The sequence below is a fragment of the Mesorhizobium sp. M0751 genome (assembly GCF_040320265.1).
Classification (GTDB): domain Bacteria; phylum Pseudomonadota; class Alphaproteobacteria; order Rhizobiales; family Rhizobiaceae; genus Mesorhizobium.
The window spans coordinates 72,156-95,475 of sequence record NZ_JAMYPH010000004.1 but is presented as its reverse complement, the minus strand read 5'-3'; the positions used below and the strand labels follow the sequence as shown (position 1 = coordinate 95,475).

Genomic DNA, 23,320 nt, shown 5'->3' with positions numbered 1-23,320 from the left:
CTACCAGCAGACGAAGCCGCCATCGACGATCAGGTCGATGCCGGTGACGAAACTCGCGGCGCGGCTGGCCAGGAACACGGTCGGGCCGACCATCTCTTCCGGCGCCGCCATGCGGCCCATCGGCGTGTCGCGCTCGAAGATCCTGACCTGGTCGGCGACCTCCGGCCGCTTGTTCATCGGCGTCAGCGTGTAGCCGGGGCTGACGACGTTGACGCGCAGGCCGCGATCGGCCCATTCCATGGCGAGGCTCTTCGACATGTGGATGACCGCGGCTTTCGACGAATTGTAATGCGCCTGGGTCAGGCCGCGATTGACGATCGAGCCCGACATCGACGCGATGTTGATGATCGAGCCCTTGCGCCGAGTCAGCATGGCGCGGGCCTCGGCCTGGCAGGACAGGAACACGCCGCTGACATTGACGTCATAAAGCTTCTGCCATGTCTCCAGCGACAGCGTCTCTGCCGGCTCAGCTCCGGCGACGCCGGCATTGTTGACGGCGATAGTCAACGCGCCGAGTTCCGCCTCCGTACGCTCGATCGCGGCCGCGAGATCGGCCTCTGAAGTCACCGTGCCGTTCAGCACCAGCGCCTTGCGGCCCAATGCCGTGATCCGGTGCGCGGTCTCCTCCAGCCCACCTTTCGAGGCGTGGCCGAAGCAGGCGATGTCGGCGCCGGCCTCGGCCAGCCCAATGGCGATTGCTTGCCCGATGCCGCTGCCGGCGCCTGTCACAAGTGCCACGTCACCATGAAGTTCGAATAGTTTCATCGTCGGTCCCTCTCCTCCGACCGCCGTCCTCCGGAAATGAAGGGGCGCCAACTCTGTTGCTGGCGCCCCGCGCGGTCTGGTGCCCGGGAGGATACCACCTGCTGCGCTTTGTTTCGATCCTAGCTTGTGGCAAGTTCCATGACGGCGACGTTGCTCGCATCGCTGCGGTCGAGAATGCCGCGTTGCCGGCCGCGGCTCAGCACCAGCACACGATGCGACAGGCCGAGAACTTCCTCGAGGTCGGAGCTCACCACCACCACCGCCATGCCGGAGCGGGCAAGGTCGGCGATGACATCATAGATCGCGGCGCGTGCACCGACGTCGATGCCACGCGTCGGCTCGTCCAGGATGAACACCTTGGGCGGGCGCGACACCCATTTGGCGATGATCACCTTCTGCTGGTTGCCGCCGGAGAGCTTGCTGACCGCCTGGTTCGGCCGGCCCTTGACGCCGAGCCGGCGAATACCGGCCTCGGCGAATTTCTGCACCGCCTTCGGGAACACCCAGCCATTCGGCGCAACATGGTCGAAATTGCCGATCGCCAGGTTCTCGCCGATCGTCTGGTCGAGCACCACGCCTTGTGCCTTGCGGTCTTCCGGCACCAGAACGACGCCGGCCTTGATCGCCGCCGCCGGGCCATTGAGATGCACCGGCCTGCCGGCGACGCGTACCGAGCCGGATGAAATCGGATCGGCACCGGCGATCGCCCGCACCAGCTCCGTGCGTCCGGCGCCGATCAGCCCGGCAATGCCGAGGATTTCGCCGGCCCGCACCGAAAAGCTGACATTTTGAAAGCTGCGTTCCGGCGAGGACAGGTTCTCGACTTCGAGCAGCGTGTCGTTGCGGGGCGCCGACAAAGTCGGGAACATCCGCTCGACGCTGCGGCCGACCATCTGCTCGACGACAGTGCGCACCGGAATATCGGCGCGCTCGTGCCGGGCGACGATGCGCCCGTCGCGCATCACCACCACGCGGTCGGCGATCTGGGCGATCTCGTCCAGCCGGTGGCTGATATAGATGAAGGACATGCCTTCCGCCTTGAGCTTGCGGATCTGCTGGAACAGGAGCTCCGTTTCCTCGCCGCCAAGGGCGGCCGTCGGTTCATCGAAGATCAGCAGCTCGGCATTGAGCGTCAGCGCCTTGGCGATCTCGACCTGCTGCTGGGCGGCGATACGCAGCGTGCGCACCTTGCGCTCGGGCGAGACATCGAGGCCGAGACGTCTCAACTGGGCCGATGCCCGTGCATTCATTGCCGCGCGGTCGATGCGGCCACCACGCATCGGCAGGCGCCCGACATAGACGTTTTCGGCGACCGACAGATCGGGCAAGAGCTTCAGCTCCTGGTGGATCATGCCGATGCCGGCGTCGATCGCCGCGGCGGGATTGGCGGGGGAATAAGCGTTCCCCCGCCAGCTGATGGTGCCTGCGTCGGGTTTCGTCGACCCGGCGATGATGTTCGAGACGGTCGACTTGCCGGCGCCGTTTTCGCCAAGCAGCGCCACGACCTCACCCGGCCGCACTTCGAAGCTCGCATCGGCCAGGACCTGTACCGGCCCGTAGCTCTTGCAGAGGCCGCTGACGACGAGCCCGTTATGGGGGCTGTGCGTGTGGCGAGGATCGGTGGACATCGTTGCGCTCGTCGACTGCCGGACTGGTCTCAATCAGGGATGCTTGGCGATGAACTGCTCGACATTGTCCTTGGTGGTCAGCGTCGCATCCTGCAGCTGTTCGGCGGGAATGGTCTCGCCGGCCACCAGCTTGATTGCTGCATCGACGGCAAGCCGGCCCATGCCATGGGTCTGCTGCGTCGCGGTCACGTCGAAGACGCCGTCCTTCAGTGCCTTGAGCGCCGCCACGTCGCCGTCGAAGCCGGCAACCCAGACCTTGTGGCCGGGATTGGCGACCTTGACGGCCTGCGCCGCACCGAGCGCCAGTGCGTCGGCCTGGCCGATGACGATCGACACGTCGGGGTGCGACTGCAGCAAATCCTGCGTCAGCTTGAAGCCTTCGTCCTGGTGCCAGCCTTCGCTCCACAATTCGCCGACCACCTTGATGTCGGGATAGCCCTTCAACGCTTCGCCGCAGCCCTTCGAGCGGTCGACCTCGGGCGTCGTACCCTTCTGGCCGTGGATGATGATCAGCTCGCCCTTGCCGCCGGCCTGCTTGGCGATGTAGTCGCAAACCGCCTTGGCCGAGGCCACGCTGTTGGTGGCGATGAAGGTGTCGCCGGGCGCGCCGTCGGCGTTGCGGTCGACATTGATGACCGGGATGCCGGCAGCCTTGGCGGTCTTGGTCGGCACGGTAGCGGCGGTGGCGCCGGCCGGAATGTAGATCAGCGCATCGATGTTCTGCGTGATCAGGTCCTGCACCTGGCTGACCTGGGTCGCCGAATCGCCTTTGGCGTCGACGGTGACGACCTCGATGCCCTTTTCCTTGCCGTAGGCTTCGACGGACTGCTTGATCTGGTTGAAGAAGTCGGCCTGCAGATTGGCGACGGCGAGGCCGAGCTTCTTGGCCTCTTTGGCCGAGGCCATGTCGGACAGGCCAAGCAGCGGGATGACGGCCGCTGCGGCAAGCAGCAATGAACGTTTGGTCAGCATGTTTATTCCTCCGTTGATGTTCAATCTGTCCTGCCCGCGCATCGCGGCGCCCCTTGGCCGAACAACTCCCAGTTTCGGATCACCGATCCGTTTTCGCCCGAATATCCGGGTGAATCTCGTTGAGCCCGATTCTTCATTGTGCCCCATTCTTCATTGTGCTCGGCGCCGCCAGGTGTCGGTGGCCACCGCCAGCGCGATCACCACGCCGATAACCACTTGCTGGATGAAGGGCGAGACGCCGAGCAGGTTCAGCCCGTTGCGCAGCACGCCGATGATGAGGACGCCGATGGCGGTGCCGCCGATCGAGCCGACGCCGCCCGACAGGCTGGCGCCGCCGATTACCACCGCCGCGATGGTGTCGAGTTCGTAGCCGAGGCCGGAGCTCGGCTGGACGGAATCGAGCCGGGCGGCAAGCACGATGCCGGCGAGACCGGCCAGCACTGCGCAGATCGCATAGACCCAGTTTGTCAGCGACTTGACCGGTATGCCGGACAGCCGGGCGACTTCGGCACTGCCGCCGATTGCGTACAGGCTACGGCCGGTGGTCCGGTAGTTCAGGAAGATCGCGAAAATGACGGCAAGCACGATCATCAGCCCGACAGTGACCGACAGGAAGCCGAAATGGCGGATGATCGACAGGCTGGTGAACCAGTCGGGAAAGCCGACGATCTGCGAGCCGTCGGTGATCATGTTGGCGAGGCCGCGCGCCACCGACATCATCGCCAGCGTGGCGATGAAGGGCGGCAGCTTTGTGACCGTCACCAGCAGGCCCGAAACCAGCCCGCAAAGGCCGGCGACGACGAGGGCTGCGGCGATGCCGGCCGGCAGGCCGAGATTGAGATAGTCCGGATGGGCGACGAAGCCCATCACCATGGAAGCCAGCGCCAGCACTGAGCCGACGGACAGGTCGATGCCGCCGATCAGGATGACCAGCGTCATACCGATCGCCATGATGCCGAGCACGGTGACCTGGTCGAGCACATTGAGAATGTTGCGGACAGTCAGGAAGGTGTCGGTGGTCAGCGAGAGCGCCAGGCACAGCAGAACCAGCCCGATCAGCGGACCCATGCTTCCGGCAAAGACAGCCGAAAACTTTGCGCCCGCCGTAGCCTGCGCACCAGAGCCTGCTTTCAACTCGCTTGCGTCGTTGCTCACAGCCACTTTGTCTCCTCCACAGCAATCCGGCGCTGCATCACCGGGCCACTTTGTTCACCAGGCCCCTCCCTGTGAACAATTTATCTTTAGTATGCAATTTTGTTCAGCTAAACTGTTCGTCGGAAAATTGTCAAGGCCTGCCGCTTCATTCGACGACGGGTTTGCGCTGTCCGCCGGTTTGCCTTACGCAAGGTCTCCGAAATCTTGGGCATTTCGAAGTCGCCGGATTGGAATATCATGAGCAGAGCCGGCGGCTGCGGCAAGGCAAACAGATGACGATCGTAGAGAACGAAAGAGCCTCGCGCTTCCCAGACGCCGAACTCAAGGCCCGCGCCGCCTGGCATTATTATGTCGAGGGCCTTACACAGGAGCGGATTTCCGAAATTCTCGGCGTCGGCCGCATCAAGGTGCATCGCATTCTCTCCGCCGCCCGCGAAGAGGGTGTCGTTCAGTTTCGCATCCGCGACAGCGTCGTCGAATGCGTGGTTTTGGAGGAAAGCCTCAAGCAGCGGTTCGGCCTCAGCCAGGCCGTGGTCGTGCCGTCCGCGGCCGACCGAAGCAACGCGCCGCTGATGATCGGCCACGCCGCCGCCGCCTATCTGGCCGACCATGTGAATGCCGGCGATGTCATCGCACTCGGCTGGGGGCGGACACTGAAATTCGCCATCAATGAATTGCCGCGGCGGCCCATCGCCAGGACGACGGTGGTTTCGATGCTTGGCGGCCTTACCCATGCACAGCCGCTCAACCCGACAGAAAGCGCCTGGGATTTCGCCGAAAAGATCGGTGCGGAGTGCTTCCTGCTGCCGGTGCCGGTCTACGCCGACAGGCCGGAGCAGCGCGACGCTTTCATGAGCCAGCGCAGCGTTCAGGATGTCGTTTTCCGTGCACGCCGGGCAAACATCGCCGTGCTCAGCGTCGGCTCGTTTTCCAATGACAGCCCGATCGCCAATTACGGCTTCATCAAGCCAAGCGAACTCGAGGAACTGCAGGCGGCCGGTGCCGTCGGCGATATTCTGTGTCATTTCATCGACGCCGAGGGCCGGCCGGTCGACCACGAGGTCAACCGCCGCGTCTGCGCCTATCCGCTGCAGGATCTGTCGGATATCCCGAGCATCATCCTGGTGTCGGGAGGCAGCGAGAAGGTTGCGGTGATGCGGGCGGCGCTCGCCAACACCAAGGTATCGGTTCTGATCACCGACGAAGACGCGGCCAAGGGCCTGCTGGGCCGCTAGATTTCGCTGAGAGCGCCGAGGCGGGTGTGGATGTCGCGCGTCGCCTGATAAAGGTCGCGGTAGATTGCCTTGCGGTCGCGATAGCCGGCGACAAGTCCGTCGACCGGATCGACATGCCTGGTGGGAGCGGCAGCCATTACTTCTGCGGCGGCTTCCGGCGAGGCAAACCAGCCGATAGCCGAGGCCGCCAGCATGGCAGCGCCGAGCGCGGCGGCTTCGTTGACCGGCGAAACCGAGAGCGGCCGCTCGAGCACGCTTGCCATAATCTGCATGAGCAGCGCGCAATTGGTGCCACCGCCGGCGGCAATCATCGCCGTCGGTCTGCTGCCGGCCTGGGCTTCCATGGCCTCGGTGGCGACGGCCTGCTCGAAGGCGATGCCTTCCAGGACAGCGCGGAAGAGATGCTCCGGCCGGTGATCGAGCGACAGGCCGACAATGGCGCCGCGCGCCGCACCATCCCAATACGGACTCATGACGCCGGCCCAATAGGGCATGATGAGCAGACCCTCGCTGCCTGCGGCAACGTCCAGCGCCGCTTTCTCCAGCGCTGCCGCTGACGGCGAACCTGTCGTGCGAACGATCCAGTCGACCAGTTGCATGCCCGAGCGCAGCACGGTCTCAAGCATGAAACCGGAGCCGGTCGGCGAGACCAGCGTGCGAAAGGCGTCCGAGGTTTTCACCTTGCCGCAATAGCAGCCGCTGACCACGCCGGAGCCGAGCGAGAGGTAGCTCTTGCCCTCGCCGTAGACGCCCATGCCGAGACCCATAGCTTGCCCGTCACCGGCTCCTGCCACAACCGGCGTGCCAGCCTTCAGGCCGGTCAGTTGCGCCGCGGTTGTGGAAAGCCCGCCGCAAATTGCGCCCGGCGCGACCAACTCGGGCAATTGCTCCATCTGCAGTCCGGCGGCCGCAACGAGACGGGGATGCCAGGTACCTTTCTCGACGTTGAGCAGCCCGAGCGGATCCGCGCTTGCGGTGCTGGTGACCAATCGCCCGGTCAGCCGCTGAACGAAGAAGCCGTGCACGTCGACCAGCGCCGCTGCCTGGTGAAGCACCTGCGGCTGGTGTTCGGCAAGCCAGGCGATGGCGTAGAGCGCCGGCGTCGGGTCCGGCGGCTTGCCGCTCCAGTCGCGGATCGCCTCGCGGCCGAGTTCGGCCGAAAGCCTGATAACCTGCGGCCGGGCGCGTTCGTCCAGCCACAGGATCGCCGGGATGAGTGGTTTGCCGGCGCTGTCCACCAGCGTGAAGGTCTCGCGTTGGTGAGCGATGCAGATCGCCGCCACCCGCGCCGCGCCGACCGCCTCGGTGACCTGCTTCAGTGCCCCAAGCAGCGCCGTCCACCAATGTTCGGCGTCCTGCTCGAAATGGCCGGGCTTCGGATTTGAAAGCGGATAAGTCTCGCGCGCCTGGAACAGCTCCGCGCCGGCGCGCGTGAAGGCAATCGCCTTCACGGCCGTGGTCGAGGCGTCGATCCCGATTACGACATCGTCCATCAGGCGGAGATCCGGCGGGGGTCAGGCTGCGTTTGTAACGAACCGCCCGTCCGACTGGTCGAGACGGCGGCGGATCTGGGTTATCACCATCGAATCGTCGGGTACACAATTTTCATAGGTCAGGAAGTCGCCTGTCTTGAGCGGCTTGACCACCTTGGCGCGTTCGGCAAGGCCAAGCGGCAGGGCGCCGCGGGCGCGTGCATCGTCCCAGGTCATGGCGAAGCCGCGATAATCGTTTTCGCCGATCATACCGAGCGACTGGCCAACGCCAAGATCGCTCTTGGCGACGGCAACCGCCTCGGCCACAGGATGGTCGAGCGGCTCCATGTCGGCGCGCTTGTAGACCACCGCGCGCGCCGCCGACAGCGGCACTTCCAGGCTGGTCAGATGATAGGGCCGGAAGATCGTGAAATAGGGGCCTTTGCCGACCTTGAGGTCGATCATGCGCTCCAGCACGCGCGGATGCCGGGTCTCGATGATGCAGAACACGCCGGGCGCGACGCCCTTGCCGATGGAATAATCGACCACGCCCTTGCGGTGCAGCACGCCGCCATCCTCGCGTGGGCAGAGCACGCTGGCCAGTTCCTCCAGCGTCGCGGTCGGGCCATGCATGCCCGGCACGTCGGGCACCAGGCCGGTCGCATTGGCGATCGCCACCATCTCGATGGCCGTCTTCGAGCCGTCGACGAATTCGACCAGCATGCGCGCATTCATGTTGCGCTCGGCCGCCTCCTTCTCGTAGTCGGCCGGCATGGCGTCGATCTTCAGCGGATTGTTCTTGCCCTTGCCTGCGGCGATGATGTTGAAGCCGAGGCTTTTGGCAAAGCCGATGATCTCCAGCGTGCAGGCCGGCTCGTCGCCGGCGGCACCGGTATAGACGACGCCGGCCTTGCGCGCTTCGTCCTTGAGGAAACGGCCGATGGTGATGTCGGCCTCGACATTGAGCATGACGATGTGCTTGCCGTTCTTCATCACTTCGAGCGCAAACAGCGTGCCGATATTGGGATTGCCCGTCGCGTCGATGATGACGTCGATACGGCCGGCCGCCGCCAGCGCGTGCAAATCTTCGGTCACCGCGATCTTGCCGGCCTCGATGGCGCGGTCGATCGCCGCGGCATTGCCGGCCTGGACGATGTCGGAACGGTCGTGGCCGGCGAGCAGCGCCGCGTCGATCGCTGCCTGCGGCCTGACTTCGGAAATAGCGCCGATCCGCATGCCCGGCATCAGCGCGACCTGGACGACGATGTCGGTGCCCATCTGTCCGGCGCCGGCAAGCCCGATGGTGATCGGTCCCTGCTGTTCAGCGCGCTGCAGAAGTTCCGCTGCAAATTGCGGATGGGACATGTCGCTTCCTCCAGTTCCTGACGCGCCGCAGCGTCCAAATCAGCGTTTTGAACATTTCTATTTCCAAATGAAAAATATTTCAACCGGCAATTGGGCATTGTCGCTCTGCAATCGGCCGAAGACGATTGGATGAGCGATCAATCCACACTGCCGTGCCTCTGCAGTCAGAAGGACGCGGCAAATTCAGGTTGATTGGGTGCAGCGTTATTGCAGCTCAGCTGCCGATCTCGAAGAAGGGCGCGCCCAGCAGGCCGGGAACGACATCGATGCCAAGTCCCGGCCCATCCGGAATGCCCATGCGGCTGCCCGAAACCGGCGGCATGTTGGATGCGGTGCGCACCGTCACCCATTCGTGGAAGGCGATGGCATGCAGTCGGCGCTCCTCCGGCGTCGACAGCGACAGATGCGCCATGGCCGATGTGTCGATCTCGGCGCCGCCAGTGTCCTCGACCGTGATCATGAAGCCGAGGTCGACGGCGAGGTCGCGGATCAGGCGCGTTTTGGTGACGCCGCCGAGGCGCGAGATCTTCAGTGTCAGCCCGTCGGCCGCGCCCTTGCGATGGATGTCGAGCATATCGTCCAGCGACGCGACGGACTCGTCGAGCACCATCGGCTTGTCGAGCGAGCGGCGCACCGACATGCATTCGTCGATCGTCGTGCAGGGCTGCTCGAACGTATAGTCGATGTTGCGCGTCGCATCGGCGAACTGGCGCGCCTGGTAAGGGGTCCAGCCGGCATTGGCGTCGCAGAAGATGACGGTGCCCTTCGGCACCGCGGCGGCAACGGCGGTGACGCGTTCGATGTCGTCATGGACGTTGCCGCCGACCTTGACCTGAAGCCGGCGAAACCCTTCCCCGACGATGCGCTTGGCGAGTGCGGCCATAGCATCGACCGTGCCGTGGGTGACGACCTTGTAGAGTTCGGCCGTCTCGCTCTCGCGTCCGCCAAGCAGGGTGACCAGCGGCACGTCGGCGGCGCGCGCCGCGAGGTCCGAGCAGGCCATGTCGAGCGCCGACTTGATGTAGGGATGGCCCTTGAACACCGTGTCCATCAGCCTGTTGATACTGGCAAGCCCGCGCGGGTCATGGCCGACAAGATACGGCGCGATCTCGACGACGCCGGCGCGAGCACCGGCGGCGAAGGCCGGCGAATAGAAATTGCCGAGCGGCGCCATCTCGCCCCAGCCGGTGAGCCCGCTGTCGGCGGTGACGGCGACGATCACCGCGTCGAACGCATCGGCGACGCGCCCCTTGGACATGCGATAAGGCCCGTCAACGAAGGGCTGCACGACATGGTGGGCTTTGATGGTTTTGATCTGCACGTTTTCTGTCCGTTGCCTATTTTTCGGGATGACCGCCAAACTTGTCTGGCTCAGCCGCCTTTAGGCGACCGGCACGATTGGCGCCGGCGCCATTTGGGCCACGTCGCTCCAGCCCGCGCGCATAGACGAGCAATGCTTCGAAATCGAAATCGATGTGCTCCTTGGCATGGCGCTGTGCGGCGCGCATGTCGCTGCCCTTGAGCAGCCGCACATAGGTCTCGTGAGCATCTTCCGCAGGCACCGGCTCGTTGCGGGCCCGCTGGTGCAGCGCGAAATACATCTGCAGCCGGCTGGTCAGCCGTTGCCACGTTTCAAGCAGCACCGAATTGTCGGCCCATTCGTGGATCAGGCCATGCAGTTGCAGCGCCGTCTCGATCTGCCGCGTCGTGTCCAGTTCGCGCGTCGCCTGCTTCACCGCCGCATGGCGCCGGTCGAGTTCGTCGAAGAACCGCTGGTCGCGAAGCGGCCAGGTCCGCGCGATGGCGAACTCGTCCAGCACCTTGTTGAGCGAATAGGCATCGTCGATGTCCTTGGCGGTAACGTCGATAACGAAGGTTCCGGCGTAGGGGATGCTGGTCAGGATGCCTTCCTGCACCAGTTCGCGCATCGCCTCTCGCAGCGGCGCACGGCTCACCCGCATCTGCTCGGAAATCCTGAGTTCGTTGAGCTTCTGCCCCGGCTCCATCTGGCCGGTCAGGATCGCCCGCCGGAGCAGCGCCACGATCTCGGCCCTGCGTGTCGTATCCGCGATCGGATTGAAATCCAGCTTTGCCATCTGGCTGCTCCAGGAGACCAAAAGCAACAGAAGCAGGTTGTCGACAATCTAACAAGACTAATTTCCGGATTCTCAATCCTGCATCACATTGGCGCCCTTCCGACCTCGGCCAGCCCTGGCCACGCAAGCCTGCGCTCCCTCGCTGAGCGGCAGCTGGCTTCTGGCAGCGCGAAACGGACTGGTGCGTAGGCTTAGCAATGTCCATTGACGACTAAGAAATTTTGTGTCACTAGCAGTGACATGAATTCACAAGTGATGACTCAGAAATACGATAGCCCGCTGCGGGCAGAGCAGGCGCAGGCCACGCGCGAACGCATCCTCGCGTCCATTCGAACGATCCTGGAGCAAAATCCGTACAGCCTCCTTGGCTTCGATGAGGTCGCCGAGGTTTCGGGCGTAAACCGAAGGACGATCTTCCGCCACTTCCCGACGAAGGAAGCGCTTTTGGAAGCTTTTTGGGCCAGCACCAATGCCTCCCTGGGAGTGCGGTTCTGGCCTGAGCGGGAGCAGGATCTGATCGATCTTCCTCCCGACCTTTTCGCCTCGTTGGACGCAATCGAAGGCGTAGTCAGGGCCTCGCATGCGAGCGCTACCGGGCGCGAGATGCGCCTGCAAGCCAACGGTGAGCGGCAACGTGCCTTTCGGAGCAGCCTTTCGCAAATCGTAAACGGAATGGACCCGAAGGCGGCGCGCCAGCTTGAGGCCGTGATCCAGCTTCTGTTCAGCGCCACTGCCTGGCAGACAATGAAAGACTACTGGGGTCTTACCGGCCGTGAGGCGGGAGAGGCAGCCGCCTGGGCAATTCGCGCCTTGCTCAATGCGGCAAAATCGCAGCAGGGCGCCGTTCAAAAGGGAAAAAGCAAGTGACTTGGCATAAGACGAAAGCGACGGTCCATCCGGCCGATTCGGTTCAAGGCTTCTGGGTGATGGGCGATCAGGTCGCTGTCCGGGCAAAGCTCGCTGGGACGGCACTCAACGTGATCGACGTCACGGTACCTCCTGGAAGCGGCACGCCGCCCCACACGCATCCTTCCGCGGAAATTTTCCGCATTCTCGAGGGCACCCTCACGATATGGACAATGATCGATGGTGTCGGGCAAGAATATGAGGTGGAACCCGGTGACGTCGTCACCATTCCGGGCAACGCGCCCCATGGCTATCGCAATGCTGGTCCCGTGCCGGTTATGTTCATGGCGATCGTCGACGACGAGATGATCGCATTCTTCGAAGAGGCTGCATCCAAGGACGCGCCCTCCGGCCCGCCGACCGCCGACATGATTAACCGCGTGATCGAGCTTACCGGACGGCACGGAATCCAGATCCTGCAGGCGGCCTGAGCGGCGAAACCGTTGCTCAGGCTCGGGACTTGACCTGGAGGACGGTGCCTTATGCCGCCTAAATCCAGCAGTCCATCCATCCAGGGTCGAAGCGGGCCTTCGCGCGAGTGATACGTGCAGCCGCGATAAGCCGTCGGCTGGACGGATGTCTCGTGCTGATCCACAAACTGCTTTCACAGCTAGAGCGCGCCTCTATGCTGCCATTGTCGCCAGAGCCGCCGCTTGCACGGCTTGAATCGACCGTGTCGAAACTATCAGCAAAAACGGCGCCCTTGGCGTGGGAGCCGAGGGCGCCGCGGGACCGGACCTGATGGGGGTTATCAGGTGGCCGGTTTCTCGGGCAGCGGCGAGATCGGCATTCCCGGGCCGATCTTCTGCAGATTGCCGGTAATCACCCGGTCGCCTTCGACCACACCGCTCAAGATGGCAACCTGATCGCCGTTGGTCGGTCCGAGCGAAACGATGCGCTGGTCGACGGTGTTGTCCTTGCCGACGACATAGAGGTATTTGCCGAGTTGGCCCGAGCCGAGTGCCGTCTGCGGCACCATCAGCGCATCGGGCTGCTCTTTAACGTGCAGCCGGACGCGGACATATTGGCCGGGCAGCAGCGTGAACTTGCCGTTGCCGATCGTCGCCCGTGCCGTGATCGTGCCGGTCGAGCGATCGATCGTGTTGTCTATGAAGGTGAGATCGCCCTTCTGGCGCGGTTCCGTTTCACCGGGAAGCAGGACGTCGACACTGATCGGTCCAGCGGCGCGGGCCTCCTCGATCTGCGTCAGGTCCGTCTCGCTCGGATTGAAGGTGACGTAGATCGGATCGAGCTGCACCAGCGAGTTGAGCACGGTGCCGGCAACGCTGACCAGCGTTCCGACGGAAGCCTGGCTGCGACCAATGCGTCCCGCGAACGGGGCACGGATTTCGGTATAGCTCAAATTGAGCTCGGCGGTCCGCAAGGCGGCCTGGTTCACGGCGAGCGAGGCCTGAGCCTCGCGCAAGGTGCTGGTGCGCTGGTCGAACACGTCCTTGGCGAGATAGCCGCTCTTGGCGAGCTCGCTGCCGCGCCCGAGATTGGAGCGCGCATAGTCGAGTGTTGCCGTGTCGCGCTGGATAAGCGCCTTCGCCTGCTCGAGGGCAGCCTGGAAATCCTCCGGGGCGATCTTGTAGAGAAGGTCGCCCTTCGCAACATCGCTGCCGTCGGTGGCGACCTGCTCCTGCAGATAGCCCGGCACGCGCGCCTGCAGCGTAATGCTGCGGATCGGCTCTACCCGGGCGGCATAGTCGAGATAGATCGGGATCGTCTTCTTGACGACGCTCACCACCGGCACCGGCATGACAAAGGCTTCCGGCTTGGGTGTCGCCGCCCCGGCCGTGCCGGCGTTGAGGCTGAGGCTGCCCATGTCGAGCAGGTGAACGCTCGCCACTGAAATCGCCCCAAGGGCGACGGCCGTTCCCAGCGCGATTTTCCATTTACGCATGATCAATTCTCCAGTCCTATTCAGCCGCTTCGGCCAATGGCTCGAAGGCGGGTTCGGCAGTTGGTTGTTCAGTCGCTTCGGAGACCGGTTCGCTCTCGCTACGGCGCTCGCGCAGCTGCTCGATCACCGCATAGAAGACCGGCACGAACACCAGCGACAGGATCGTCGCCGCGACCATGCCGCCAAAGACGGTGGTGCCGATCGACTGCCGGCTCGCGGCACCCGCACCTGTGGCGAACATCAGCGGCAGCACGCCGAGGATGAAGGCGAAGGCGGTCATCAGGATCGGTCGCAGCCGAAGCCGCGCCGCTTCCATCGCGGCGTCGACGATGCTGAGGCCTTCTTCGCGCCGGCGCCGGGCAAACTCCACGATCAGAATCGCGTTCTTGGCCGCCAGTCCGATCAGCATGACGAAGCCGATCTGCGAATAGACGTCGATCTGCATGCCGCGCAGCCACAGCACGACGAACGCACCGAACAATGCAAGCGGCACCGCCAGCAGCACCATGAACGGCATCGCCCAGCTCTCATATTGCGCGGCGAGGATCAGGAAGACGAAGACGATCGCGAGACCGAAGACGACGGATGCGATCGATCCCGCCTTGAGCTCCTGATAGGTGATGCCGGTCCATTCGTAGCCGAAATCTCTCGGCAACGCCGTGGCAGCGGCACGCTCCATTGCCGCCACCGCCTGGCCGGACGAAAAGCCGGGGGCGGCGCCGCCATTGATCAGGGCCGATGCATTGTTGTTGTAATGCGGCACGGTCTCGGGGCCGACGATAGGCACAAGCTTGCCCAGCGTGCTCAGCGGCACCATGCCACCCGACGCATTGCGGACATAGAGCCGCGAAATGTCGGCCGGACCCGCACGAGAGTCCTTGTCGGCCTGGATCGTCACCCGGAAGGTGCGGCCGAACAAGTTGAAATCGTTCACATAGAGCGAGCCGAGATAGATCTGCAGCGTATTGAAGACGTCCGGCAGGTTGAGCCCGAGCAGCTTCGCCTTGGCGCGATCGAGATCGTAGTTGAACTGCGGCGTCGAGGTAGAGAAGGACGAGAACAATTGCTGCGGGTTGAGCTCCGGCTGCTTGCGCGCCTCGGCAATCACGGCTTGTGTCGCATCGTTGAGCGCCACGCTGCCGCGGCCCGTCAGGTCCTCGACCTGGAACTCGAAGCCACCAGTGGTACCAATGCCCGGGATCGACGGCGGGTCGAAGCTCAGCGCAAAAGCTTCCGGAATTTGCAGCAGCTTGTTGCGCACGTCGGCGACGAGCTTCGAGGCGCTCTGATCGGGGCCGCGTTCGTCCCATGGCTTCAGGATGGCGAATTCGACCGCCGAGTTCGACTGCGCGGCACTGGTCAGGAAGTTCAAGCCGCTGATCGAGCCGACAATATCGACGCCAGGCGTATTCTGCAGGATGTCGCGTGCCTTTTGCGCCACCGCGTCGGTACGTTCCAGAGAGGCCCCGTCGGGGAGCTGGATGACGACGAAGAAGTAGCCCTGGTCCTCGACCGGAAGGAAGGTCGAGGGCAGCCGCTGCCAGACGAAATAGGTCGCGACAAGTCCGGCCGCGAACACGCCGAGCATGATCCAGCGCAGGCGGATGAGAATACGGACCCCATTCGCATAGGCATGCGCCAGCCGTTCGAAACCCATGTTGAACCAGCGGAACAGCACGAACTGCGTTTCCGGCCGGTGGCGCAGGAAGGCGGCGCTGAGCGACGGGGTAAGCGTCAGCGAGACGAAGGCCGAAATGCCGAAGGAGATCGCCACAGTCAGGGCAAACTGGTTGTAGAGCCTGCCGGACACGCCGGGAATGAAGGCGACCGGCACGAACACCGCCATCAGAACGGCGGTCGTGGCGATGATCGGGCCGGTGACCTCCGCCATCGCCGTGCGCGTGGCAGCCAGCGGTTTGAGGCCGGCCTCGAGCTGGCGTTCGACATTCTCGACGACGACGATGGCGTCGTCGACGACGAGGCCGATCGCCAGCACCATGCCGAGCAGGCTGAGCATGTTCAGCGAGAAGCCAAGCATATGCATGACGGCCAGCGTCGCCACCAGCGACACCGGAATTGCGATCGTCGGGATGATCGTGGTGCGCCAGCTTTGCAGGAAGATGAACACCACGGCGACGACCAGGACCAGCGCTTCGCCGAGCGTGATCAGCACGTCGTGCATCGAGGCCGAAACGAAACGTGTCGTATCGTAATGCATGGCGTAGCTGACGCCCTTCGGGAAGCGGGCCGACAGCTCCTGCATCTTGTCCTTGACGCGCTGCTGCAGATCGAGCGCGTTGGAGCCCGGCATCTGATAGACCGCGAGCACCACCGTCGGATCCTTGCCGAAGAAGGCCGACGACGAATATTGCAGCGCGCCGAGTTCGATGCGCGCAACGTCGCGTAGCCGGACCAGCGAGCCGTTGGCGGTATTGGCCCGCACCACGATGTCGCCAAACTCCTTGGGATCGCTCAGCCTGCCGACGGCGTTGACCTGCATCTCGAAGGCGGTGCCGGCCGGAGCCGGCGACTGTCCGATCTTGCCGGCCGCCACCTGGACGTTCTGCTCGGCGACGGCGTTCTGCACGTCGACGGCAGTAATGCCGAGATTGGCGAGCTTGTCGGGGTCGAGCCAAATGCGCATCGAATAGCGCCGCTCGCCGAAGATCTGCACGTCGCCGACGCCGGGCAGGCGCTTCAGCGGATCGACCACCTGCAGATAGGCGAGATTGCTCAGCGCGACCGGGTTGACGGAACCGTCCGGCGAGGTGAGGTCGACGATCAGGACGAAGTTCGGATTCTGCTTCTTGATCGTCACGCCGCCCTGGTTGACGATGGCCGGCAACGAGGAAGCCGCCTGCGAAACGCGGTTCTGGACGTCGACGGCCGCCGTGCTCAGGTCGTAGCCAACGTCGAAGGTGATGGTGATCGTCGAGGAGCCGTCATTGGAGCTCGACGACGACATATAGGTCATGCCCTGGACGCCGTTGATCTGCTGTTCGAGCGGCGTCGTCACCGTGTCGGCGACGACCTGCGCGCTGGCGCCCGGGTAGTGGGCGCTGACCACGACCTGGGGCGGCGTGATGTCGGGAAATTGCGAGACGGGCAGGAGGAAATAACAGATCCCTCCGGCGAGCACCATGATGATGGCGATCGCCGACGCAAAGATCGGACGATGAATGAAGAAGTTTACCATGATATGCACGCCTCGCCCGATGCTCTGGCCCGGCCAAAGGCCCTGGCTACCCTGGACAGCCGCCGGCTGCGCGTTGAGCCGGAATCTTCGAGAAAGCCGAAATCTTCCACAAGGCGGCGCGGCGCATTGCGGCGCTCGGCCTGCTCGTCAGCCAGCGCACGCAGCATCGCCTCGAAAGACCGCGGGTCGACGCGGTCGGCCTTCATCAGCATGCGGATCATCGGATCCCTCACGACTTCATCGATCGTCAGATCATTGCGCTGCGACATCGAAGCGGCTCCTGGTTTTTGGCGATCCGCGGCAAGCCGCGGATCGGGTGTACTCTTGCTCGCCGGCCGAGGCCGTAAGGTGCGGTTCGTCCCCTTGCCGATCGGGGCGAGGTTGATGGCCGGCACTTGCGAATTTGACATGATGCAATGCGGGTGTTACAGGTAAGTAACATCTCTAAAGTTACAGACCGGTAACACCCTAGTCAAGAGGTGCACCGAGGGAATTTCGGGAAACGCAATCACGGAGGTTTTGATGACAGACGGTGTTGTGGAGCGTGTTCGCCCCCGGGACAGGATCCTGGAGACGGCACGGGACATGTTTCACAAGCATGGCATTCGCGGCGTCGGCATCGACGCCATCACCGAGGCCGCCGGCACCAACAAGATGACGCTCTACCGGCATTTCGAGTCCAAGGACGACCTGATCATCGAATGCCTGCGGGCGACCGCCTGCAGCGCCAACGCGATGTGGGAAAAGTTCGAGGCCGAGAATCCGGGCGACAAACTGGCGCAGCTGCACGCCTGGGTGCGGATGGCGGCCGATTGCCTGATGTCGGATCGTCGCGGTTGCGACATGGCCAACGCCGCCATCGAGCTGAGCGAGGCCGATCATCCGGCAAGGCAAGTGATCAAGGAACTCAAGGAAGCGCAGCGCGAGCGGCTGGTCTCCCTGTGTCGCGATGCCGGCATCGGACAGGCCGAACTTCTTGCGGACACGCTGTCGCTGTTGCTCGAGGGCGCCCGTGTCAGCCTGCAAAGCGTCGGCGCCGAGGGCCCGAGCGCGCAGTTCGTCCGCATGGCGGAAGGCCTGATCACTTCTTTCAGGGCCAGATAGTCTCGCAAGCGGCGAAACGATCCGTGGCGTTTCGATTGCGCGCCGCGCCGCTGGGTAATGTCTCGTCCCATCGCGATGTGCCATCTCGCGTCTCCCTTGCCGATCCTCCGCAGCAGCATTGCCGGCGCGGCGTTGTTTGCTGGTCGTGAGGCAGGATAGGGCCGCCGGCGAACCGGTGGGAGTGACAAGTGTGACAGGATTCTGCCCGACAAGCCGCAGCGATCGCAGCCAAGCTCACAGACCCGCGGATCAACAGTCGTGTCCTGGTCACGACCCCAAGCATCGGCCGCTATCCCGGAGCCGGAACAAAAAAAGCCCGCTGCCGGGAGGAGGTGGCAGCGGGCTCGATTTCGAATACGGCACGGGAGGAGGTGTACCGCACTCAGCGTCGGCATCGCATCTGGGAGGAGTAGATGGCCGACACCTGCGAAACTATCGATTGCCCAATGATTCGGCAACAACAAAAGTTGCATAGCTGATGTGCAGATTTGCGGTATCAACCGAATTTTAACGATCGAGGCCCGAGCGACCATCGCCTCGCGCGGCATCACTGCACCGGGACATTTTCTTTGAAGATCAGGCGCGGCTCGATGAATTTCCGCGTCAGATAGGGCGCCGACGAGGCGATCGAGCCGAGCAGGCGAATGACCGACTGTTCGGCGATCAGCCGCGCATTCTGGTCGATGACGACGTCGAGCAGATCGTCGACGAGATAGCCGCGCGTCTCACGCGTCAGATCATGGCAGATGAACACCGGCTTCTTCTGCGGTCTGACTTCGCGCAGCGCCTTCGCCACGCCCGAGCGCCCGGCCCCGACACAGTAGATGCCTAGCAACTCCGGCTCGTTGTGCAGCGCCTTCATGGTCGCGGTATAACTGACCTCCGGTTCGTCGTTGATCTCGACGGCGCTGGTGACGGCCAGGTTCGGAAACTCCTCGCCGAGCACGGAGCGAAAGCCCATCTCGCGTTCCTCATGGCCTCGATAGGAGCGTGAACCGACGACCATCGCCAGATGGCCCTGGCGGCCGCCGAGGAACCGTCCCATCAGCAGCGCCGCCGTACGGCCGGCCACCCGGTTGTCGATGCCGACATAGGCCGAGCGGGGCGCGCCGGGAACATCGGACACCAGTGTGACCAGGCGAATGCCGGCCTCGACGATCTCGCGCAGGATGTTGCGCGTTCGCGGATGGTCGATGGCGATGACGCCGACCCCGTCCGCCTTGAGCGAGAGGTTTTCGACGGCCGCCTGCAAGGCACTCGGCGAGATGCCGGCGAGCTTGTGGATGCGGCAGGAGGCGACCAGCGGCAGGCGCGCCGCATAATCCTCGATATGCCTGGCCAGATCGGCCATGAAGGCATTGCTGCCGATCGGCAGGAAGAATTCGAGATGTGCCGGCCGCGAGGGCAACGCGACCTGGTCGACGACCGGCAGATAGCCGAGCTGCTTGGCCGCCTCCATTACGCGCTGCCGGTTGGCGGCACTGGCTCCCGGTCGGTTGTTGAGCACACGGTCGACCGTCGCGGTCGACAGGCCGCAGCTTCTGGCAATATCCGAAACGGTGGCTTTCATATCGCAACCATGTGGCGATGCGATCCAGTGCCTCGACGATAAGCCCGGCCCGGCTGCTCAGCCGGGCCGTTGCGTGCCCTCGACCAGCGCGTCATGGATCTCCTTGTCCGACATGCCGGTGATGACGCGTTCGACTTCGGCGACGCTGGTCTTCTTCGGGTCGATATCGTCGGCGACCACCTTGCCGCGGCGCATGACGACGATGCGGTCGACCACCTGGAAGACATGATGGATGTTGTGGGCGATGAAGATGCAGGAATGGCCGGAATCGCGGGCGTTGCGCACGAAGCTCAGCACGCCTTGCGTTTCGGCGACGCCGAGATTGTTGGTCGGTTCGTCGAGGATGATGAGGTCGCTGTCGAAATGCATGGCGCGCGCAATCGCCACCGCCTGCCGCTCGCCGCCGGAGAGCGAGCCGATCGGCGTCGTCGGCGGGATGTTCTTCGAGATGCCGACCTGCTTGAGCAGGTCGCGGGCAACCACGTTCATCGCCTCCTGGTCCATGCGGTTGAGGAAACGCGGCGGCCTGATCGGCTCGCGTCCGAGGAACAGGTTGCGGGCGATCGACAGCTGCGTCACCAGGGCCGAGTCCTGGTAGATCGTCTCGATGCCGTGGGCGATGGCGTCGCTGGTGCTACGCAAATTCACCTTCTTGCCTCGGATGAAGATGTCGCCGCTGGTCAGCGGGACCGCGCCCGATAGCACCTTGATCAGCGTCGACTTGCCGGCGCCGTTGTCGCCGAGCAGCCCGACGATCTCCCTTTCGTTGACATGGAAATTGGCATCAACCAGCGCCTGTACACGGCCATAGGACTTGCGGATGTTTTCCATGCGGACAAGCGGTTCGGCCATGGTTCAAGTCCCTGCCTGATGCCGGCGTTCCAGCCATGAGTGGAGCGCCATCATGCCGAGAATGATGGCGCCGATGAAGATATTGTAGGCAAGGCCGGGCACGCCGATCAGCACGATGCCGTTGCGCATCACGCGCAGGATCAGGATGCCGAGCACAGTGCCGATGATTGTGCCGCGCCCACCGGTCAGCGCTGTGCCGCCGATCACCACCATGGCGATGACTTCGAGCTCGTAGCCGGTGCCGCTGTTGGGGTTGGCCGCCGAGGTGCGTAGCGAGGAGATGACGCCGGCAAGCGAGGCCAGGATCGACGACAGGATGAACAGGCCGATCTTGACGCCGCTGACATTGACGCCGCGCGCCCTTGCAGCACTCGGGTTGCCGCCGGCCGCCTGGATCCAGTTGCCTGTCCGGCTTTGCGTCAGCACGTAGCCGAGCGCGATCGCGGCGGCGATGAACCAGAACAATGACATGTAGATACGGAACGGCCCGATGAAGAAATCGCCGACCAGCGCTTCCGCCAGCCAGCTGCCCTCGGCGCTCCAGGTCCGCTGCGGAAATCCGTTGGTGACGAACAATGCGGTGCCGCGCACCACCAGCAGCATGCCCAGCGTCACCAGGAACGACGGGATCTTGAGCTGCGTCACGAACCAGCCATTGACCAGTCCAATGAACGCAGCGACCACCAGCGCGATGACGAAGGCGGCTTCGAGCGAGGCGACGCCGCTGTTGAAGAGGGTCCACATCAAGACCGGCGAGAAGCCGAACAGCGACCCGACCGACAGGTCGAATTCGCCCGATGTCATCAACAGCGTCATCGCCAGCGCGATCAGCCCGAGCTCGACCGTGAACGCCAGCGTGTTCGAGATGTTTTGCGGCGACAGGAAGTCGTGGTTGATGCCCCAGAACACAGCGATCTCGACGACGAGCAGCACGAACGGCCCGAACTCGGGCCGCGCGATCGAGCGTTGGATAAGAGAACGATTTTCCACCTTGGACCCGCGATAGGATTGGATTTGGCCGAGACCGCAACCGGCTTCGGCGGAATGATGAGACGGTCACGGCCGCCGAAGCGGCCGTGACCAACTCGATCGCGGATTTATTTGCCGGACAGGATCTTGTCGTAGACTGCCGCGGTGTCCTTCTCGTAGAGCGCGCCGGTGATCACGTCGAAGCCTGGCGGAATACCGCTTGCCGCCATGTTGGCGAGCGAGAGCGCGACATAGCTGGTCGCCTGCGGATCCTGCCACTGGCCGGCATTGACGTAGCCGTTCAGCACCTCCTGGGTTGTGTCGAGCGAGTTGCCCCAGCCGACGACCGGGATTTCGCCCGGCTTGACGCCGACCTGGTCGAACACCCGCTTGATCGAACCGGTGACAAGGTCGCCGAGGCCGATAACCGCCTTGACCTTGGCCCTGTTGGCGGTGAGGTAATCGACCATGCGGTTGATCACTTCGGCCTGGTCGAGCGTCGCTTCGGTGATTTCGTAGGTGATGCCGAGCGGCTCGAACACGCTCTTGATGCCTTCCTCTTCCTGGACGCCATAGGTGGCGCCGGGAATTTCGACCGGCATCCAGACGAAGTCGCCCTTCTTCACCAGGCCCTTATCGACCAGATATTGCGCCCAGTGCTTGCCGAAGGTGACGTTGTCGCCACCGACATAGGCGTTGAAGTCCGCCTTCGGGTCGGGCGTGTTGAAGTTGATGATCGGGATGTTCGCCGCCCGCGCTTCCTTGACGATCTCGACAAGGCTGCCCGGATCGGGGCTGGTCGTGGTGATGCCGTCGGCCTTGGCGGCGATTGCGGCGCGGACGGCTTCCTGTTGCGACGCCACGTCGCCGTTGTGGAACGAGGTGTTGACGGTATTGCCGGTGTCCGCCGCCCATTGCTTGGCACCGGCAAGGAAGTAGGTCCAGACCGGATCGGCCGGGCCGCCATGCGAAATCCAGTAGAACGTCTTGGCCTGTGCCGCGGCCGGAATGGCCAGCGCCATCACCAAGCCAAGTACAAGCAGTCTTAGCCTCGTCAGCATTTGATTTCCTCCCATTTGAACCGAACTCCTCCTCCGACGACGATCACCGCGAAAAGCCGTGCGCGGCCAAAACGGTGGTCGCATTTTGCCAGCGTCGACCTGGACGCATTAGAGCATTCCCTTTTTCGATCGATGGCAAGCCTCGATTGCCAATGGACGTTGGCGCAAGGCACCACGCCATCAGCAATCCCATCAGATTGCATCAGTTTGGCTGATATTTTCCAGGCGGCCGACGATCGGCCTTGCGACCGTCATGCAATGCCGCGCGGCGGCGCGCCGAGCACGGATTGCTCTAGGTCGATAAGCGTCCCGGTCATCAGCCCGGAGGCGTCGCTGAGCAGGAACAGCGTTAGCTGGGCGACTTCGTCCATGGTCAGCAATCGACCAAGCGGCAGGCCGGCGGCGGCGATCTTTGCCCAGTTTTCGCCCTTGCCCAGCGTGCGCGCCTGCATCTCTTGTTCGGCCGGCGTCGCTACCCAGCCCATGTTGATGCCGTTGACGCGGATACGATCGGAGAGATGCGCGTTGGCAATGTTTCTGGTCAGCGTCGAAAGCGCGCCCTTGGTTGCGGAATAGATGGCAAGGTCCGGCGCACCGCAATGCGCATTCACCGACAGTATGTTGACGATGGCGCCCGCCGCCCGCCGTGTCTTGATGTCGGCTACGGCCGCCTGCATGAGGAAGAACGGCGCGCGCGCATTGACGGAAAACAACCTGTCCCAGTCGTCGATTGTGCCAGTTTCCAGCGAGGCCCGGTCGGTGAGGGCCGCGGCGTTCACCAGACAATCGATGCGGCCGCGTCTTTTGATCGCTTCCGCCATGACAGCTGCAGGCGCGGCCGGATCTCCAAGGTCGGCCTGGATGAAGACGACGGGCCGGCTTGGTCGTGAAAGCTCTTCGGCGATGCGTCTGCCACGCTCGGCGTTGCGGCCGACAATGGCGATCCCTTCGCCGCCGCCGGCTGAGGCCAGCCGGGCGATGGTCTCGCCAAGCCCTTGCGTCCCGCCGGTAACGACAAGGGTCTTGCCCTCAAGAGCGACGATCAATGGACTCTCCCGAATGCCGACG

Annotated in this window: 20 protein-coding genes; 4 read left to right on the top strand and 16 right to left on the bottom strand. The window is 63.7% G+C overall.

Annotated elements, in window-relative coordinates; all coding sequences use genetic code 11:
- The 4 genes from NKI19_RS08180 to NKI19_RS08165 form a co-directional block, all read right to left on the bottom strand.
- Nucleotides 1-765, bottom strand: coding sequence for an SDR family oxidoreductase (locus NKI19_RS08180; protein WP_352489520.1), 765 nt, complete (start codon nt 763-765; stop codon nt 1-3).
- 119 nt (nt 766-884) lie between these two features.
- A complete protein-coding gene (locus tag NKI19_RS08175) occupies nt 885-2,393 on the bottom strand; it encodes a sugar ABC transporter ATP-binding protein (protein ID WP_352489521.1) in 1,509 nt (502 codons plus the stop codon).
- A gap of 33 nt (nt 2,394-2,426) precedes the next feature.
- A complete protein-coding gene (locus NKI19_RS08170; RefSeq protein ID WP_352564775.1) occupies nt 2,427-3,365 on the bottom strand; it encodes a sugar ABC transporter substrate-binding protein in 939 nt (312 codons plus the stop codon).
- Between the two features lie 150 nt (nt 3,366-3,515).
- Nucleotides 3,516-4,526, bottom strand: coding sequence for an ABC transporter permease (locus NKI19_RS08165; protein WP_352489523.1), 1,011 nt, complete (start codon nt 4,524-4,526; stop codon nt 3,516-3,518).
- Between the two features lie 266 nt (nt 4,527-4,792).
- Between NKI19_RS08165 and NKI19_RS08160 the strand changes: the two genes are divergently transcribed.
- Nucleotides 4,793-5,755, top strand: a complete 963-nt coding sequence (locus NKI19_RS08160) for a sugar-binding transcriptional regulator (RefSeq protein WP_352466100.1) — start codon at nt 4,793-4,795, stop codon at nt 5,753-5,755.
- On the opposite strand, the gene NKI19_RS08155 is transcribed toward NKI19_RS08160, so the two are convergent.
- The 4 genes from NKI19_RS08155 to NKI19_RS08140 form a co-directional block, all read right to left on the bottom strand.
- Complete coding sequence (locus NKI19_RS08155) at nt 5,752-7,248, bottom strand: xylulokinase (RefSeq protein ID WP_352489524.1); 1,497 nt, start codon at nt 7,246-7,248, stop codon at nt 5,752-5,754. The two genes, NKI19_RS08160 and NKI19_RS08155, sit on opposite strands and share 4 nt — an antisense overlap.
- 21 nt (nt 7,249-7,269) lie before the next feature.
- Nucleotides 7,270-8,592 (bottom strand): NAD(P)H-dependent oxidoreductase, encoded by a 1,323-nt coding sequence (locus NKI19_RS08150; RefSeq protein WP_352489525.1) that lies wholly within the window; start codon nt 8,590-8,592, stop codon nt 7,270-7,272.
- A gap of 214 nt (nt 8,593-8,806) precedes the next feature.
- Nucleotides 8,807-9,913 carry a mandelate racemase/muconate lactonizing enzyme family protein gene (locus NKI19_RS08145; RefSeq protein WP_352564773.1) on the bottom strand — a complete coding sequence of 369 codons (1,107 nt, stop codon included), beginning with the start codon at nt 9,911-9,913 and terminating at the stop codon, nt 8,807-8,809.
- Between the two features lie 16 nt (nt 9,914-9,929).
- Nucleotides 9,930-10,688, bottom strand: coding sequence for a GntR family transcriptional regulator (locus NKI19_RS08140; RefSeq protein ID WP_352489527.1), 759 nt, complete (start codon nt 10,686-10,688; stop codon nt 9,930-9,932).
- Nucleotides 10,689-10,928: 240 nt separating this feature from the next.
- Between NKI19_RS08140 and NKI19_RS08135 the strand changes: the two genes are divergently transcribed.
- Nucleotides 10,929-11,555: a TetR/AcrR family transcriptional regulator gene (locus NKI19_RS08135; protein WP_352489528.1), complete on the top strand. Its 627-nt coding sequence runs from the start codon at nt 10,929-10,931 to the stop codon at nt 11,553-11,555.
- Nucleotides 11,556-11,614: 59 nt separating this feature from the next.
- The gene (locus NKI19_RS08130; RefSeq protein WP_352564771.1) at nt 11,615-12,025 is read left to right on the top strand and encodes a cupin domain-containing protein; all 411 of its coding nucleotides are present in this window, start codon (nt 11,615-11,617) and stop codon (nt 12,023-12,025) included.
- A gap of 320 nt (nt 12,026-12,345) precedes the next feature.
- On the opposite strand, the gene NKI19_RS08125 is transcribed toward NKI19_RS08130, so the two are convergent.
- From NKI19_RS08125 to NKI19_RS08115, 3 genes are read right to left on the bottom strand one after another with little or no spacing between them, the layout of a single operon-like run.
- Nucleotides 12,346-13,500 (bottom strand): efflux RND transporter periplasmic adaptor subunit, encoded by a 1,155-nt coding sequence (locus NKI19_RS08125; protein ID WP_352489529.1) that lies wholly within the window; start codon nt 13,498-13,500, stop codon nt 12,346-12,348.
- Nucleotides 13,501-13,516: 16 nt separating this feature from the next.
- Entirely contained in the window at nt 13,517-16,696 is a 3,180-nt protein-coding gene (locus tag NKI19_RS08120; protein WP_352489530.1) for an efflux RND transporter permease subunit, read from the bottom strand.
- Nucleotides 16,690-16,965 carry a hypothetical protein gene (locus NKI19_RS08115; protein ID WP_352489531.1) on the bottom strand — a complete coding sequence of 92 codons (276 nt, stop codon included), beginning with the start codon at nt 16,963-16,965 and terminating at the stop codon, nt 16,690-16,692. Before NKI19_RS08115 ends, NKI19_RS08120 begins: the two co-directional genes overlap by 7 nt.
- A 253-nt stretch (nt 16,966-17,218) precedes the next feature.
- Here NKI19_RS08115 and NKI19_RS08110 point away from each other — a divergent pair, with 253 nt between their 5' ends.
- On the top strand, nt 17,219-17,800 hold the full coding sequence (locus NKI19_RS08110) for a TetR/AcrR family transcriptional regulator (protein ID WP_031211029.1): 582 nt from the start codon (nt 17,219-17,221) through the stop codon (nt 17,798-17,800).
- 547 nt (nt 17,801-18,347) lie between these two features.
- Here NKI19_RS08110 and NKI19_RS08105 read toward each other — a convergent pair.
- From NKI19_RS08105 to NKI19_RS08085, 5 genes are all read right to left on the bottom strand, one after another.
- On the bottom strand, nt 18,348-19,370 hold the full coding sequence (locus NKI19_RS08105) for a LacI family DNA-binding transcriptional regulator (protein WP_352489532.1): 1,023 nt from the start codon (nt 19,368-19,370) through the stop codon (nt 18,348-18,350).
- Between the two features lie 57 nt (nt 19,371-19,427).
- Nucleotides 19,428-20,222, bottom strand: a complete 795-nt coding sequence (locus NKI19_RS08100; RefSeq protein WP_352489533.1) for an ATP-binding cassette domain-containing protein — start codon at nt 20,220-20,222, stop codon at nt 19,428-19,430.
- Between the two features lie 3 nt (nt 20,223-20,225).
- The gene (locus tag NKI19_RS08095; protein ID WP_352489534.1) at nt 20,226-21,212 is read right to left on the bottom strand and encodes an ABC transporter permease; all 987 of its coding nucleotides are present in this window, start codon (nt 21,210-21,212) and stop codon (nt 20,226-20,228) included.
- Between the two features lie 107 nt (nt 21,213-21,319).
- Nucleotides 21,320-22,252, bottom strand: coding sequence for a substrate-binding domain-containing protein (locus NKI19_RS08090; protein WP_352489535.1), 933 nt, complete (start codon nt 22,250-22,252; stop codon nt 21,320-21,322).
- A gap of 251 nt (nt 22,253-22,503) precedes the next feature.
- Complete coding sequence (locus tag NKI19_RS08085) at nt 22,504-23,298, bottom strand: SDR family oxidoreductase (protein WP_352489536.1); 795 nt, start codon at nt 23,296-23,298, stop codon at nt 22,504-22,506.
- Nucleotides 23,299-23,320: the final 22 nt, after the last annotated feature.